Genomic DNA, 13405 nt, shown 5'->3' with positions numbered 1-13405 from the left:
AGGGCGGAATAATCGCCATTACGCATCGTTGCTTTGCTTTTTCAACATGTTTGCGCTGGCGTTTCTTCGGCTTAAGCTCAGTTTTCAACTGGTGCGTTTTTGCAGGTGGGTGATACCTTCAATCCAGGTGACAAGGTATTTGCTTGTTACAGTCATAGTCGTGATGTGTAGGAAATTTCTGTAAGCGTTGTAAGTTTTGTCTGTCCATGAGTTTCGCCGGGAAATCACCGCGCCAGCAAGCGCCCTGTTGGTTATCTTGGCGTGCCAAAGCAATAACAATGAATGGATATCGCATGAATAAAGTGCTTATCGTGGATGATCACCCGGTCATACGCCTGGCCGTACGCATGCTGATGGAGCGGCATGGGTATGACGTTGTGGCGGAGACCGACAATGGGGTGGCTGCGCTGCAGCTGACTCGGCAACACCTGCCGGATATCGTGGTGCTGGATATCGGTATACCGAAACTGGATGGCCTGGAGGTGATCGCCCGCATGGCCACCTTCAGCCCGGGCAGTAAGGTACTCGTGCTGACGTCGCAGGCCCCCGGCAATTTTTCGATGCGTTGCATGCAGGCGGGGGCGGCAGGTTACGTGTGCAAGCAGCAGGAGCTTACCGAGCTGCTTAGCGCCATCAAGGCCGTGTTGTCGGGTTACAGCTATTTCCCCAACCAGGCGTTGCATGCGTCACGTGGCAGGGGCGCAGCTAGCGAGGCGGATATGGTCAATCGCCTTTCGGCGCGTGAAATGACGGTGCTGCAGCAACTGGCGCGGGGGCGTTCGAACAAGGAAATTGCCGACAGCATGTACCTCAGCAACAAGACGGTCAGTACCTACAAGTCGCGGCTATTGCTCAAGCTCAATGCGCGCTCGCTGGTAGACCTGATCGAGCTGGCGCAACGGCAAGGTCTTAGCTGATCGCCAGGCCTGGAAGCCTCCCGCCAGGAGGCTTTGCCAGGGCTGCATGTCCTACAGGTCGTAGTCGAAATCGGCCAGCTGCTTTTGCAGGCGCCGTTCTTCCAGCATGTTGTCGATGGTGCGGCGTTTGCTCAGGTTGGTCTTTGCGGTTTCTACCAGGGGCTCCGCGTCATCGTCTGCGGCAACAAAATCATCTTCGATCGACAGGTCGTCTTTGTCGGTACTCATGAGTCGCTCCAAGCCAAGGGGCCATTGGCCGTCCTTATAACCAGAAAGCAGACGCTGGTAAAAAAGATTTTTTCAATCGTCAAGCGTGGTTTCTAGCTATCGGCTCAATCGTCGGAGGTTTTGTGCTTGTACTCGCACAAATCTTCGATCCTGCAACTGCCGCACCTTGGCTTGCGCGCCTGGCACACATAACGTCCGTGCAGAATCAGCCAGTGGTGGGCGTCTAACAGGTAATCTTTTGGTACGAACTTGACCAGTTTCTTTTCCACTTCCAGCACCGTTTTGCCTGGCGCAATTCCCGTGCGGTTACTCACCCGATAGATATGGGTATCCACTGCCATGGTCGGTTGACGGAATGCGGTGTTGAGGACCACGTTGGCGGTCTTGCGGCCCACGCCAGGCAGCGCCTCCAGCGCTTCACGGGTTTGCGGTACCTCGCTGCCGTGGCGCTCGATCAGAAGCCGGCAGGCTTCTATGACATTCTTGGCCTTGCTGTTGTAAAGCCCGATGGTCTTGATGTACTCGCTAAGCCCTTCAACGCCCAGGGCATAGATGGCCTCGGGGGTGTTGGCGACGGGGAACAGGCGCGCTGTGGCCTTGTTGACGCCGACGTCGGTGGATTGCGCGGACAGCGTCACGGCGACCAGCAGTTCGAACGGGGTGGTGTAGGCCAGTTCGGTCTTCGGGTCGGGGTTGTCTTCGTGCAGCCTGCGAAAAATCTCCAGGCGTTTGGCGGCATTCATGAAATCAGAGCTTTCCTTGACGACGTGGGTGGGCTGAGCCCGGACGCAAGCGATTGTACAAGGCCAGCAGCAGTCCGAGCAGTAGCAGGGCGCCGGGGGCCAGGCTGGCCAGGTGCAGGTCGGCAAAATGGGCCAGCCATTGGCGGCTGGCGCCAAGCAGCAGGCAGCTGGCAAACACCGCGCCGAGGTGCACGGCGAGTACGCGCCAGCGCTGTTGGTCCGGCAGCAGGAGGTCGCAGGCCAAACACTGCAGGCACAACAAGGCGGGATAGAAGCCGAGCGCCAGTGCCAAAGGCAGCGACCAGGCAAGCAGTGCCATTTGCAGGCAGCAGGCCAAGGCGGCCAGCAACAGAAGGCTGGCCAGCGCGTAGGCCCAGCTGGCCAGACGCGGACGCAACGGTGCCAGCAACAGTTGGTGCATGCCCCCCATCACTACCGCACACAATCCGATGGTGGCGCCCTCGGTCAGGGTGCGGGTGGCGCCCAGCATGGGCACCAGGCTTACGGCCAGCAGGCAGAATCTATTCATGCGTGGCGTTCTCCAGCAGTACGCTGCGCTGCTCGTCAAAATAGCTCAGCGCCTCCTGCAATGCGGCGATCACTGCCCGCGAGGTCACGGTCGCGCCGGCCAATTGGTCAAAGTCGCCGTGGTCCCGCTTCAGCGCCCAGTGGTCGTTCAATTGGCGGTTTTCGAACTGCCCCAGCCAGTGCAGTTGCGGGTCGCCTACGCGTGCCCCCAGCCCAGGGCTTTCCTGTTGTTCGACCACCTGGCTGCCGATCAGCCGGCCGTCTGTGGCGATGGCAACACTCAGCACAATCGGCCCGGCATAGCCTTGGGTTTGCGTGACCAGGATAATAGCGCTTGGCTTGCCCGCCAGCGTGGCACGGTAAGCCGCCAGGATGTGGCTGTTGGGCCGCTGTGCGGCGGGCCTCGGTAGCGGGTTGTCCAGTGGCTGGTTGTCAAAACTGCCCTCGGGCAGCACTGCCAGGCGTTGGCGGCTTTGCAGTTGCTTCTCGGCGCTGGTGATGGCTGGGCCGGTCCAATGCCGCCACGCGAAAGTGGCAGACACTGCCAATACGCCAGTCAGCAACAGCAGGCCCACATCATGTGCCAGGCGCTTCATCGGGTAGCCTGCTGGCGCTGCGTGGCCAGGCGCTCGAGCGTCGGCGCCACAAGGTTCATCAGCAAGATGGCGAACGCAGTGCCATCCGGGTAGCTGCCCCAGGTACGAATCAGGTAGATGAGCAGCCCTGTTCCCAGGCCGAAGCACAGCCTGGCCCATTCGTTCCTGGGGCCGGAAACTGGCTCGGTGGCAATGAAGAAGGCTGCCAGCATGGTCGAACCGGAGAACAGGTGCAGCAAGGGCGAACCATTGGAGTCCGATCCCGAACCGTTCCAGCCCAATAAACTGAATACGAACAGCCCTGCCAGCAAGCCCGCCGGCGCATGCCAGCTGATTACCTTGCGCTGCAACAAGAACAGGCCACCGAGCAGGAATGCCAGGTTGACCCATTCGCTTCCTGCACCGCCAATGCTGCCGAAGCCCGGATGGCTGGCAAACAGCTCGTCGATGGTCAGGCTGCGGTTGTGGCGCAAGCCGTCGAGCAGGGTTGGCCGGGCCCAGGCATCGACCTGATCGCCCCCGGCGAACACTTGCTGCAGGCTGTCGAGCAAGCCCGGGGCCGGCCCTGGCCAATGGTTCATCTGCAACGGAAAACTCAGGAGCACAAAGGCATATCCGACCATGGCCGGGTTGAACAGATTTCGCCCAACCCCACCAAAGGCCTGCTTGCCGATGCCGATGGCAGCACTTGCCGCGATCACCGGCAGCCACCATGGGGCGAGCGTGGGCAGGGCGGCCGCCAGCAGCACGGCGGTCACCAGTGCACTGCCATCGTTTAGCGCCGTGCTGGGTGATTGGCCGCGCAACGCCAGCAGCGCCGCTTCGCACAGGAGTGCCGCACTGGCACACAGCAACAGGTTCACCAGCATGCCCCAGCCATGCAGCCATAACAGCGTCAGAAGGCCGGGCAAGCAGGCCAGCAAGACCAGGCCCATGCTGGTACGTAGCCGCGGGTCGGGACTGTTGATCATTGGCCGAACATTCCGTTGAAACCGGAAAATGCCATGGCCATTACCCCGGCGCCGATCAATTCGATGGGCAGGCCGCGCAGTACACCAGGGATGTCGGCATGGGCACTGCGTTGGCGCAGATCACTGAACACCATCAGCGCCAGCCAAAAGCCTCCTCCTGCCAGCAAGGCTTGCAGCAGCGTGGCTGACCAGGGGCTGTCGTCGCTTGCCTGCTGCAGGCCCAGCCCCAGCGCCAGGGCATTGCTCGACAGCAGCGCTGGTAACCCCACTACGGGCCAGGCCGGGCGCCACTTGGCCATTAGCCAGGGCAGGCCCCAGGCAAGCAGTGCCAGCCAGGGCAACAACAGGAACAGAGCAAGATCATGGATGTGCAGCGGGGCAAGTACCCCGCGCAGCAGCAGCTGTGCGCCGATCACGCCCAAGGCGATGCACAGCGCACCAGCCAGCCCGTGTACATGCAGATGCGGCCTGGAGAAAGGCTGTTGCAGGAGGCACAGGTGATTGACCAGCGCGGCGCTTATCAGGACCAGGATGTAGTCATTCATGAGATGAAGATAGCCGGGAATCGGGAGGGACGGCCGGCAATCGAGGTACAGAAAGAACTGCCCCGGCACGAGGGCCGGGGCAGAGGGGTTACTTGATGCGCTGGCCTGGCTTGGCGCCGCTGTCTGGGCTCAGCAGGTAGATTTCTTCACCGCCAGGGCCGGCAGCCATGACCATGCCCTCGGACACGCCAAAGCGCATCTTCCGTGGCTTGAGGTTGGCTACCATCATGGTCAGGCGGCCTTCCAGCTTGGACGGGTCGGGGTAGGCCGACTTGATGCCGGAGAACACGTTGCGGCGTTCGTCACCGATGTCCAGGGTCAGTTGCAGCAACTTGTCGGCACCTGCCACGGCTTCGGCCTTGACGATCAGCGCCACGCGCAGGTCGACTGCCGCGAAGGTATCGAACTCGATCTCCGCCGACAGCGGGTCCTTGGTCAGCTCGCCATTGCCCGCTGGTGCCTTGGCTTGCGTAGCCAGCAGGTCTTCCTTGCTGGCTGCGACCATGGCTTCGACCTTGGCCGGCTCGATACGGCTCATCAGGGCCTTGAACGGGTTCAGGGAGTGGTTTTCCAGGCGCGACAGGTGATCGCTCCAGGTCAGCGGGGCAACGTTGAGGAAAGCCTCGGCGTCAGCGGCCAGCACTGGCAGCACCGGCTTGAGGAAGATCACCAACTGACGGAACAGGTTGATGCCTTGGGCGCAGATGGCCTGTACTTCATCCTGCTTGCCTTCCTGTTTGGCCAGCGACCACGGGGCCTTGTCGGCGATCCAGGCGTTGGCGCGGTCGGCCAGCGCCATGATTTCGCGCATGGCGCGGCCAAAATCACGGACTTCATAGGCTTCGGCGATGGAGGGTGCGGCCGTCAGGAAGGCTTCGGTCAGCTCAGGCGCGGCATCACCGCTTACCATCACACCTTCGTTGCCCTTGTGGATGAAACCTGCGCAGCGGCTGGCAATGTTGACCACCTTGCCGACCAGGTCGGAGTTGACCTTCTGCACGAAGTCTTCCAGGTTCAAGTCCAGGTCGTCGACGCCACGGCCCAGCTTGGCTGCGTAGTAGTAACGCAGGTATTCCGGCTGCAGGTGGTCAAGGTAGGTACGGGCCTTGATGAAGGTGCCGCGCGACTTGGACATCTTGGCGCCGTTGACGGTCAGGTAGCCGTGCACGTTGACCGCGGTCGGCTTGCGAAAGCCCGCGCCTTCGAGCATGGCAGGCCAGAACAGGGCGTGGAAGTTGACGATGTCCTTGCCGATGAAGTGGTACAGCTCGGCCTTGGAGCCTTCGCTCCAGAAGGCGTCGAAGTCCAGCTCCGGGCGGCGTGCACAGAGGTTCTTGAAGCTGGCCATGTAGCCGATTGGCGCATCCAGCCAAACGTAGAAGTACTTGCCCGGCTCGCCCGGTATTTCGAAGCCGAAGTACGGCGCATCGCGGGAGATATCCCACTCCTGCAGGCCGGAGTCCAGCCATTCGGCCAGCTTGTTGGCTACCGCGTCCTGCAGGGTGCCGCTGCGGGTCCACTGCTGCAGCATGGCCTGGAAGTCGGGCAGCTTGAAGAAGAAGTGCTGGGAGTCACGCAGTACCGGTGTGGCACCGGAGATCGCCGACTTGGGGTTTTTCAGTTCGGTGGGTGCGTAGGTGGCGCCGCATTTTTCGCAGTTGTCGCCATACTGGTCTTCGGCCGCGCACTTGGGGCAGGTGCCCTTGATGAAGCGGTCGGCGAGGAACATACCCTTTTCCGGGTCGAAGTACTGGGTCACCGAACGGGTGGCGATGTGCCCGGCTTCACGCAGGCGCGTGTAGATCAGGCTCGACAGCTCGCGGTTTTCTTCGCTGTGGGTCGAGTGGAAGTTGTCGAAGTCCACCAGGAAGTCGGCGAAGTCGCTGCTGTGCTCGGCCTGGACATTGGCGATCAGCTGCTCCGGTGTGATGCCTTCTTTCTCGGCACGCAGCATGATGGCGGAGCCGTGGGCGTCATCGGCGCAGACGTAGATACACTGGTTGCCGCGCATTTTCTGGAAGCGGACCCACATGTCTGTCTGGATGTACTCGAGCATATGGCCTAGATGGATCGATCCATTGGCATAGGGCAGGGCGCTGGTGACGAGAATCTGACGTGGCTCGGACATGGTGGCTCGGCTACTTATCTGGCTACGGGGTAAAAATGAGGGTGATCGGCCACTATAAAGGGCTGGCGAAGATATTTCACCCCGCAAGCGCATCTGCTGACGATTGACGGGTTAGGATAGGCGCCTGTTTTACATTCAGTTTGCCAATGGGAGTCTCCATGAGTGCCGTCACCCGTGCCGCCGTCGAAGGCGTGCTTCGCCAGTACACCGACCCCTACCTGAACCAGGACCCGGTCAGCGCCGGCTACGTGCGTGCCATCGATATCCAGGGCGGGCAGGTCAGCGTGCAGTTGCAATTGGGCTATGCCGCCGGGCTGTTCAAGAACGGTTGGGCCCAGGTGCTGCAAACCGCCATCGGCAACCTTGAGGGCGTCAGCGGCGCCCAGGTGTCGATCGACTGCGTGGTGGCTGCGCACAAGGCCCAGGCCCAGGTGCCGGCCATGGCCAACGTCAAGAACATCATCGCTGTGGCGTCGGGCAAGGGCGGTGTGGGCAAGTCGACCACGGCGGCCAACCTGGCCTTGGCCCTGGCCCGCGAAGGTGCGCGGGTAGGTATTCTCGATGCCGATATCTACGGCCCCAGCCAGGGTGTGATGTTCGGTATCGCCGAGGGCACCCGCCCGCAGATTCGCGAGCAGAAGTGGTTCGTGCCGATCAAGGCCCATGGCGTGGAAGTCATGTCCATGGCCTTCCTCACCGACGACAATACACCGATGGTATGGCGTGGCCCGATGGTCTCCGGCGCGCTGCTGCAACTGGTGACCCAAACCGCCTGGGATGACCTGGATTACCTGGTGATCGACATGCCGCCGGGCACCGGTGATATCCAGCTGACCCTGGCGCAAAAGGTACCGGTGGCCGGTTCCGTGATCGTTACCACTCCGCAGGACCTGGCGTTGCTGGATGCCAAGAAGGGCGTGGAGATGTTCCGCAAGGTCAATATCCCGGTGCTGGGTGTGGTCGAGAACATGGCTGTGCATATCTGTTCGAACTGCGGCCATGCCGAGCACCTGTTCGGTGAAGGCGGTGGCGAGAAGTTGGCCAGCCAGTATGGCGTCGACCTGTTGGCATCGCTGCCGTTGTCGATGCTGATCCGCGAGCAGGCCGACAGCGGCAAACCGACGGCGATCGCCGAGCCGGAAAGCCAGATTGCCATGGTCTATCAGGAGCTGGCTCGCCAGGTGGGCGCGCGGATCGTGCTGCAGGAAGCAGCGGCACCGGCGATGCCGAGCATTACCATCAGCGAAGACTGACGCACTTCCTGTTGGAGCGGCCGTTTAGCGACACAAGGCCGCTCCCGCACGTGCAGGCATAGCCTTTATGTCAGGCATAAAAAAACCCGCCAGAGGCGGGTTTTTTTGAAAGCTAGGAAGCGAGATCGACTTAGGCGATCTGAACTTCTTCAGCCTGCATGCCTTTCTGGCCGCGGGTAGCGACGAAAGTAACAGCCTGGCCTTCTTTCAGGGTTTTGAAGCCGTCAGCTTGGATGGCTTTGAAGTGCACGAACAGGTCGTCGCCCGACTGAGGGGTGATGAAGCCGTAGCCTTTCTCATCGTTGAACCACTTAACGGTACCGTTTTGACGGTTGGACATTTTTCTGTCTCCTTGGACAATTTGATAACGGTCAGGAAAAACCCTGCCCGGGACTGAGCGCAAAGAGAGCAGAAAATTCAGCGATGGGCCGATCAGGATCGTGCATCAAACTAGAGATTCTCGGTGTCACGTGCAGCACAGTGGCGCCACCTTACCCCACTTTCCGCAACCTGCCAATGGTCAGAGGGCGCTTTACGCAAATTCGGATCGACGGCGGCTGTAGCCCCCGCCCGGCGCGGGATGAGGCATGGAACTTTAACCTGGGCGCCGGGACCGGTAAGATGCGCATCACGATTTTCAACACGCAACTCTTCAGGACACCCCGCCATGAGCATCAAATCGGACAAGTGGATTCGCCGCATGGCGCAGGAACACGGCATGATCGAACCGTTCGTCGAGCGCCAGGTGCGCGGCGAACAGGACAGTCGAGTGATTTCGTTCGGGGTCTCCAGCTACGGTTACGACGTACGCTGCGCCGACGAATTCAAGGTGTTCACCAACATCAACTCGGCCACCGTCGACCCGAAAAACTTCGACGCCGGCAGCTTCGTCGACATCAAGAGCGACGTGTGCATCATTCCGCCGAACTCGTTCGCCCTGGCGCGCACTGTCGAGTATTTCCGCATTCCGCGTGACGTGCTGACCATCTGCCTGGGCAAGAGCACGTACGCCCGTTGCGGCATCATCGTCAACGTCACCCCGCTCGAGCCTGAGTGGGAAGGCCACGTGACGCTGGAGTTCTCCAACACCACCACGTTGCCGGCGAAGATCTACGCCAACGAAGGCGTAGCGCAGATGCTGTTCCTGCAGTCCGACGAAGAATGCGAGGTGTCGTACAAGGACCGTGGCGGCAAATACCAGGGCCAGCGCGGCGTCACCTTGCCGCGTACCTGAGCCGACAAGCGCGGGGAATTACCCGCGCCTTTGGCACTCCAACGCAGTAATGCCGGTGCGCATGATGTGCATCGGCTTTCGTCAGGAGCAGCCAATGAAACTCCATCCCGCAATCAGTGCCAAGCTGGCAGGCCTGCAGCCCAATCACGTGGGGTTGTTGCCCTGGTCACTGCTGGCGCACCCGCTGCCCATGCAGGCGGGGGGCGTGCCCCACCAGCCTGACCCCGATACCCCGCAACCGCCGGAACCGGGTGAAACACCCCCCATGGAGCCGGGCGAGCCGACCTTGCCGGACGAACCGCCACCAGCCCCTGTGGCCTGAGTGCTGTCACAACGGCCAGATGCGTCCCGCGCCAGCCAGGTATAGCCGGCTGGTGTCGGCTGGCGTGATTTCCCAGCCCCCGGTGAACTCACCGAATGCCGGCAGCAGGCTGACGTGTGCATCGATCAGGAAGCAAGGCAGGCGCAGGCGTTGCCGGGCCTTGCCGCGCAAGACGAACGCCGGATGCACATGGCCCGCCAACACCGGGTGCGTTGGGTGGGGCTGAGGCTCGTGCCGTAGCGCAAACGGTTCCAGTAGCCAGGGCTCCTCCTCGGTTTGAATATGCAACGAAGCCGGCGGATCGCCGGCATTGCGATCATGATTGCCGCGTATCAGCACGATTTTCAGGTGTGCATGCCGTTCCCGCCACAGCTGTAACCTGGCCAGCGTCGCTGGTGCTCGAGCTGTGCGTGCATGGAGGAAGTCGCCAAGAACGATCAGCTGTTCGCAGTCATGTGCTGCCAACAAGGCGTCCAACCGGGCAAGTGTCGCCTGGGTGGTACCGCGTGGCACCGGTTGATGCAGGGCGCGATAGCTGGCGGCCTTGCCGATGTGGACGTCGGCCACCAGCAGGGCGCGGCGGGCAGGCCAGTAGATGGCCTTGTCGGGGAGCAGCCAGAGCGACTGGCCACAGTGTTCGATGGGTTGGTAGTTCATCCTCCACCCGCCGCTTGTTCCAGTTCCGCCACCATGCGCGCAATCCGATCCGCCAGCTTCTCGGTGCTCAACGTCTCGCGCATGCCTTCCACCAACAACGCAAACGCCAGCGGCCCTGGCCGCCTCAACGCGCGCAGGTCCAGTCGCAACTCACCCATTTTCAGCAACTGCCGACGCAGTCGTTCGATCTCCAGCTCCTCGCTCAACACCTCATCCTGCGCCTGGCCAAGCAGCAGGTTCCCTGTATCGTGTTTGCGAAACACTTCATAGAACAGCCCACTGGAAGCCTGGATCTGCCGGGTGCTCTTCTGCGCCGCTGGGTAGCCGCCAAACACCAGCCCGGCGATCTGGGCAATCTCACGAAAGCGCCGCAGAGCCATTTCCCCGGCATTCAGGCTGGCCAGCACATCTTCCAGCAGGTGATCGGTGCTCAGCGCCAGCGGCAAGTAACTCGCCCAGTCCACCAGGGCAGGACTGAGCAGTTCGAACCCATAGTCATTGACGGCAATCGATACCGATAGCGGTTGCACGCGGCTGACCCGCCAGGCAATCAGGTTGGCCAGGCCCAGGTTGGCCATGCGCCCGGCAAAGGGGTACAGGAACAGATGCCAGCCCTGGCGTGACTTGAAGGTCTCGGCCAGCAGTTTGCCGGTGGTGGGCAAGGCCGACCATCGTGCCTGCAGCGCCAGCAGCGGGCGCACTGCGCGCATCTCCGGGCCATCAAAGCGTTCATGGGCTGCAGCATCGAGCTGTTCGACCAGCGCGTCGGCCAATTCGCTCGAGAGCGGCATGCGCCCGCCATTCCAGCGCGCCACCGCAGCCTTGCGCGCCGTGCTGCGACGCACATAGGCCGTCATGTTTTCCACGCGCACCAGCTCCAGCACCCGCCCGGCAAACACCAGCGCGTCGCCGGGGCGCAGGCGGGCAATGAAGGCTTCCTCGACACTACCAAGCGTCTTGCCCGCGCTACCCTTGCCCCAGTACTTGAGTTGCAGGTTGGCGTCGCTGACGATGGTGCCGATACCCATGCGATGGCGTCGTGCCAGACGTTCGCTGGCGACCCGGTAAACACCGTCGGCGTGGCGCTCGACGCGCTGGTAGTCCGGGTAGGCGCTGAGCGAGTTGCCGCCATGACAGACGAAGTCCAGCGCCCATTGCCACTGGCTGTCGCGCAACTCGCGAAAGGCCCAGGTGCTGCGCACTTCAGCCAGCAGTTGCTCGGGACGAAAGCCACTGCCCAGGGCCATGCTGACCAGGTGCTGGACCAGCACGTCCATGCTCAGGCGTGGTGAGAAGCGGGCTTCGATGTGACCGGCAAGCAGTGCCTTGCGGGCCGCCGCTGCCTCCACCAGCTCCAGGCTGTGGGTAGGCACCAGGGTGACCCGCGAGCGCCGTCCCGGCGCATGCCCTGAGCGCCCGGCACGCTGCATCAGGCGGGCAATGCCCTTGGCCGAGCCAATCTGCAACACCCGCTCCACTGGCAGAAAGTCCACACCCAGGTCCAGGCTGGAAGTACAGACCACGGCTTTCAGGCTGCCTTGCTTGAGGCTGCGCTCGACCCAGTCGCGGGTTTCTCGGGCCAGTGAGGCATGGTGCAAGGCAATCAGCCCGGCCCAGTCGGGGCGGGCTTCAAGCAGGGCCTGGTACCAAAGTTCGGCCTGTGCACGGGTGTTGGTGAACACCAAGCAGCTGGCACTGGCGTCTATCTCGTGGCTGACCTGGTCGAGCATCTTCAGGCCCATGTGCCCCGCCCAGGGGAAGCGCTCGATGGCTGTTGGCAGCAAGGTATCGACCTGTAGCGCCTTGTCCTGGCGGCCCTGTACCAGCAGGCCGCCTTGCGGCAGCAGTACCTCCAGCGCATGTTGCAGGTTGCCGAGGGTGGCCGAGAGGCCCCAAGTGGGCAGGTCGGGGTGCCACTGGCGCAGGTGGGCCAGGGCCAGTTGCAGTTGTACACCGCGTTTGTTGCCCAGCAGTTCGTGCCATTCATCCACCACCACCAGGCGCAGCGTAGCGAAGTCTTCGCGCGCCTGTGCCCGGATCAGCAGCAAGGTCAGGCTTTCGGGTGTGGTGACCAGCACGCTTGGCAGGCGCCGCGCTTGCCGGGCGCGCTCGGCGCTGCCGGTGTCGCCGCTGCGTACCCCCACGCGCCAAGGCAGTTCAAGTTCATCCAGTGGCGCCTGCAAGGCGCGCGCAGTGTCAGCGGCCAAGGCCCGCATGGGCGTGACCCACAGCACCTGCAATGGCACCGGTTGGCTGCCTTGGGGCTGGGGCTTGAACGCGCGAAGCGCGGCGAGCCACACGGCGTAGGTCTTGCCGGCGCCGGTACTGGCATGCAATAGGCCAGACTGGCCGCGCTCGACGGCTGCCCAGACGCGTCGCTGGAAAGCGAACGGCTTCCAGCCGCGTTTGGCGAACCAGGCATTGGCAAGGTCGATGGCGGCGGGCATAAGGCAGTGGTCCGTCGAAGGTCGTGCTTCTACAGACCACCCGCCAAGGGCAATGGTTTTACCGAATCAGTTGCCCAGCAGATAGCCGCTGCGGCATACCTGCTCGCCGGCCACATGGGCGATGACCATGCCAGCCGTTGCCATGCGCCGCACGTTACGGGCGTACAGCAGGCCCGGCTGGCTGTTGCGTATGGCGGTCACCCGGTCGCTTAGGGGGTCGATGATTTCTGCGATCAACTGGCCGGCTTCCAGGTGCTGTCCTGGTTTGGCGTGATACACCAGCAAGCCGCCCAGTGGCGTCGACACCGGCTCGACAGCGGCCAGCGGCGTGGCGGGGTTGAGCAAGGCCGGCAAAGGCGGGCTGGCGCCCTCGATAACACCCGCGTGGGTCAGAAAGTCGATTATCGCCTGGCAATCCTTGCTGGCCAGGTCATGGCTGACATCGGCCTGGCCACGCAGTTCGACGGTTACAGAGCAGCAGCCCAGCGGGATCGGGAAGCGCTTGCCGAAGCGCTGCTGCAACTGCCACCAGACCAGGCTGAAGCATTCGTCGAAAGACTGCCCGCCCGAATCGGTGGCCAGCAGGCTGGCCTGGGCGCCCAGGTAGCGGGCCAACGGCTCGATTTGCGGCCAGGCGTCTGGTGTGGTGTACAGGTGCTCGACTGCCTCGAAGTCGCAGTGCAGGTCCAGCACCATCTCGGCATCGCAGGCCAGGCGCTGCAGGATCAGGCGCTGGGCTTGCAGCGGTGTACGGGCTGGGTGCGCGTCCAGCCCGCGGCGCAGGTATTCGCGGATCAGTGCGAGGTTGTGAGCCGAGTCCTGGGTCAGGTGCTCTT

Annotated in this window: 15 protein-coding genes; 4 read left to right on the top strand and 11 right to left on the bottom strand. The window is 62.5% G+C overall.

Annotation, left to right across the window (positions count from 1 at the left end; all coding sequences use genetic code 11):
* The first annotated feature begins 293 nt into the window (after positions 1 to 293).
* Positions 294 to 917: a response regulator transcription factor gene (locus APH42_RS11570; RefSeq protein WP_012273878.1), complete on the top strand. Its 624-nt coding sequence runs from the start codon at positions 294 to 296 to the stop codon at positions 915 to 917.
* 51 nt (positions 918 to 968) lie between these two features.
* Here APH42_RS11570 and APH42_RS30140 read toward each other — a convergent pair whose 3' ends face one another.
* The 7 genes from APH42_RS30140 to metG form a co-directional block, all read right to left on the bottom strand.
* Entirely contained in the window at positions 969 to 1145 is a 177-nt protein-coding gene (locus APH42_RS30140; RefSeq protein WP_177336849.1) for a PA3496 family putative envelope integrity protein, read from the bottom strand.
* A gap of 104 nt (positions 1146 to 1249) precedes the next feature.
* Positions 1250 to 1888, bottom strand: a complete 639-nt coding sequence (nth, locus tag APH42_RS11565) for an endonuclease III (RefSeq protein WP_012273876.1) — start codon at positions 1886 to 1888, stop codon at positions 1250 to 1252.
* 4 nt (positions 1889 to 1892) lie between these two features.
* Positions 1893 to 2417: a hypothetical protein gene (locus tag APH42_RS11560; protein ID WP_060493329.1), complete on the bottom strand. Its 525-nt coding sequence runs from the start codon at positions 2415 to 2417 to the stop codon at positions 1893 to 1895.
* Complete coding sequence (locus APH42_RS11555) at positions 2410 to 3012, bottom strand: RnfABCDGE type electron transport complex subunit G (protein ID WP_060493328.1); 603 nt, start codon at positions 3010 to 3012, stop codon at positions 2410 to 2412. The genes APH42_RS11560 and APH42_RS11555 overlap by 8 nt, the downstream gene beginning before the upstream one ends.
* A complete protein-coding gene (locus APH42_RS11550; protein WP_060493327.1) occupies positions 3009 to 3983 on the bottom strand; it encodes an RnfABCDGE type electron transport complex subunit D in 975 nt (324 codons plus the stop codon). Before APH42_RS11550 ends, APH42_RS11555 begins: the two co-directional genes overlap by 4 nt.
* Complete coding sequence (locus APH42_RS11545) at positions 3980 to 4528, bottom strand: Rnf-Nqr domain containing protein (RefSeq protein ID WP_012273872.1); 549 nt, start codon at positions 4526 to 4528, stop codon at positions 3980 to 3982. Before APH42_RS11545 ends, APH42_RS11550 begins: the two co-directional genes overlap by 4 nt.
* 88 nt (positions 4529 to 4616) lie before the next feature.
* The gene (gene metG, locus APH42_RS11540) at positions 4617 to 6656 is read right to left on the bottom strand and encodes a methionine--tRNA ligase (RefSeq protein WP_060493326.1); all 2040 of its coding nucleotides are present in this window, start codon (positions 6654 to 6656) and stop codon (positions 4617 to 4619) included.
* A gap of 158 nt (positions 6657 to 6814) precedes the next feature.
* On the opposite strand from metG, the gene apbC reads away from it, so the two are divergent.
* The gene (gene apbC / locus APH42_RS11535) at positions 6815 to 7909 is read left to right on the top strand and encodes an iron-sulfur cluster carrier protein ApbC (protein WP_060493325.1); all 1095 of its coding nucleotides are present in this window, start codon (positions 6815 to 6817) and stop codon (positions 7907 to 7909) included.
* Positions 7910 to 8039: 130 nt separating this feature from the next.
* Here the strand turns inward: apbC and APH42_RS11530 are convergent, their stop codons facing one another.
* Positions 8040 to 8249, bottom strand: coding sequence for a cold-shock protein (locus APH42_RS11530; protein ID WP_012273869.1), 210 nt, complete (start codon positions 8247 to 8249; stop codon positions 8040 to 8042).
* 327 nt (positions 8250 to 8576) lie between these two features.
* On the opposite strand from APH42_RS11530, the gene dcd reads away from it, so the two are divergent.
* A complete protein-coding gene (gene dcd, locus APH42_RS11525) occupies positions 8577 to 9143 on the top strand; it encodes a dCTP deaminase (RefSeq protein ID WP_003258001.1) in 567 nt (188 codons plus the stop codon).
* A 94-nt stretch (positions 9144 to 9237) separates the two neighbouring features.
* A complete protein-coding gene (locus tag APH42_RS11520) occupies positions 9238 to 9465 on the top strand; it encodes a hypothetical protein (protein WP_003254918.1) in 228 nt (75 codons plus the stop codon).
* 6 nt (positions 9466 to 9471) lie between these two features.
* Here the strand turns inward: APH42_RS11520 and pdeM are convergent, their stop codons facing one another.
* The 3 genes from pdeM to APH42_RS11505 form a co-directional block, all read right to left on the bottom strand.
* Positions 9472 to 10122: a ligase-associated DNA damage response endonuclease PdeM gene (gene pdeM / locus APH42_RS11515; protein WP_060493324.1), complete on the bottom strand. Its 651-nt coding sequence runs from the start codon at positions 10120 to 10122 to the stop codon at positions 9472 to 9474.
* Entirely contained in the window at positions 10119 to 12569 is a 2451-nt protein-coding gene (locus tag APH42_RS11510; RefSeq protein ID WP_060493323.1) for a ligase-associated DNA damage response DEXH box helicase, read from the bottom strand. The genes pdeM and APH42_RS11510 overlap by 4 nt, the downstream gene beginning before the upstream one ends.
* 66 nt (positions 12570 to 12635) lie before the next feature.
* Positions 12636 to 13405: succinylglutamate desuccinylase/aspartoacylase family protein (locus APH42_RS11505; RefSeq protein WP_060493322.1), on the bottom strand; the 770-nt coding region annotated here is incomplete at its 5' end.

Source organism: Pseudomonas sp. NBRC 111140, assembly GCF_001320885.1.
GTDB lineage: Bacteria > Pseudomonadota > Gammaproteobacteria > Pseudomonadales > Pseudomonadaceae > Aquipseudomonas > Aquipseudomonas putida_P.
This window is presented reverse-complemented; position numbering and strand designations above follow the sequence as displayed.

Excerpts from the sequence above, each read along its gene's own strand:
- APH42_RS11570 (WP_012273878.1), top strand. The coding sequence starts at position 294 with ATGAATAAAGTGCTTATCGTGGATGATCACCCGGTCATACGCCTGGCC.
- APH42_RS30140 (WP_177336849.1), bottom strand. The coding sequence starts at position 1,145 with ATGAGTACCGACAAAGACGACCTGTCGATCGAAGATGATTTTGTTGCC.
- nth (WP_012273876.1), bottom strand. The coding sequence starts at position 1,888 with ATGAATGCCGCCAAACGCCTGGAGATTTTTCGCAGGCTGCACGAAGAC.
- APH42_RS11560 (WP_060493329.1), bottom strand. The coding sequence starts at position 2,417 with ATGAATAGATTCTGCCTGCTGGCCGTAAGCCTGGTGCCCATGCTGGGC.
- APH42_RS11555 (WP_060493328.1), bottom strand. The coding sequence starts at position 3,012 with ATGAAGCGCCTGGCACATGATGTGGGCCTGCTGTTGCTGACTGGCGTA.
- APH42_RS11550 (WP_060493327.1), bottom strand. The coding sequence starts at position 3,983 with ATGATCAACAGTCCCGACCCGCGGCTACGTACCAGCATGGGCCTGGTC.
- APH42_RS11545 (WP_012273872.1), bottom strand. The coding sequence starts at position 4,528 with ATGAATGACTACATCCTGGTCCTGATAAGCGCCGCGCTGGTCAATCAC.
- metG (WP_060493326.1), bottom strand. The coding sequence starts at position 6,656 with ATGTCCGAGCCACGTCAGATTCTCGTCACCAGCGCCCTGCCCTATGCC.
- apbC (WP_060493325.1), top strand. The coding sequence starts at position 6,815 with ATGAGTGCCGTCACCCGTGCCGCCGTCGAAGGCGTGCTTCGCCAGTAC.
- APH42_RS11530 (WP_012273869.1), bottom strand. The coding sequence starts at position 8,249 with ATGTCCAACCGTCAAAACGGTACCGTTAAGTGGTTCAACGATGAGAAA.
- dcd (WP_003258001.1), top strand. The coding sequence starts at position 8,577 with ATGAGCATCAAATCGGACAAGTGGATTCGCCGCATGGCGCAGGAACAC.
- APH42_RS11520 (WP_003254918.1), top strand. The coding sequence starts at position 9,238 with ATGAAACTCCATCCCGCAATCAGTGCCAAGCTGGCAGGCCTGCAGCCC.
- pdeM (WP_060493324.1), bottom strand. The coding sequence starts at position 10,122 with ATGAACTACCAACCCATCGAACACTGTGGCCAGTCGCTCTGGCTGCTC.
- APH42_RS11510 (WP_060493323.1), bottom strand. The coding sequence starts at position 12,569 with ATGCCCGCCGCCATCGACCTTGCCAATGCCTGGTTCGCCAAACGCGGC.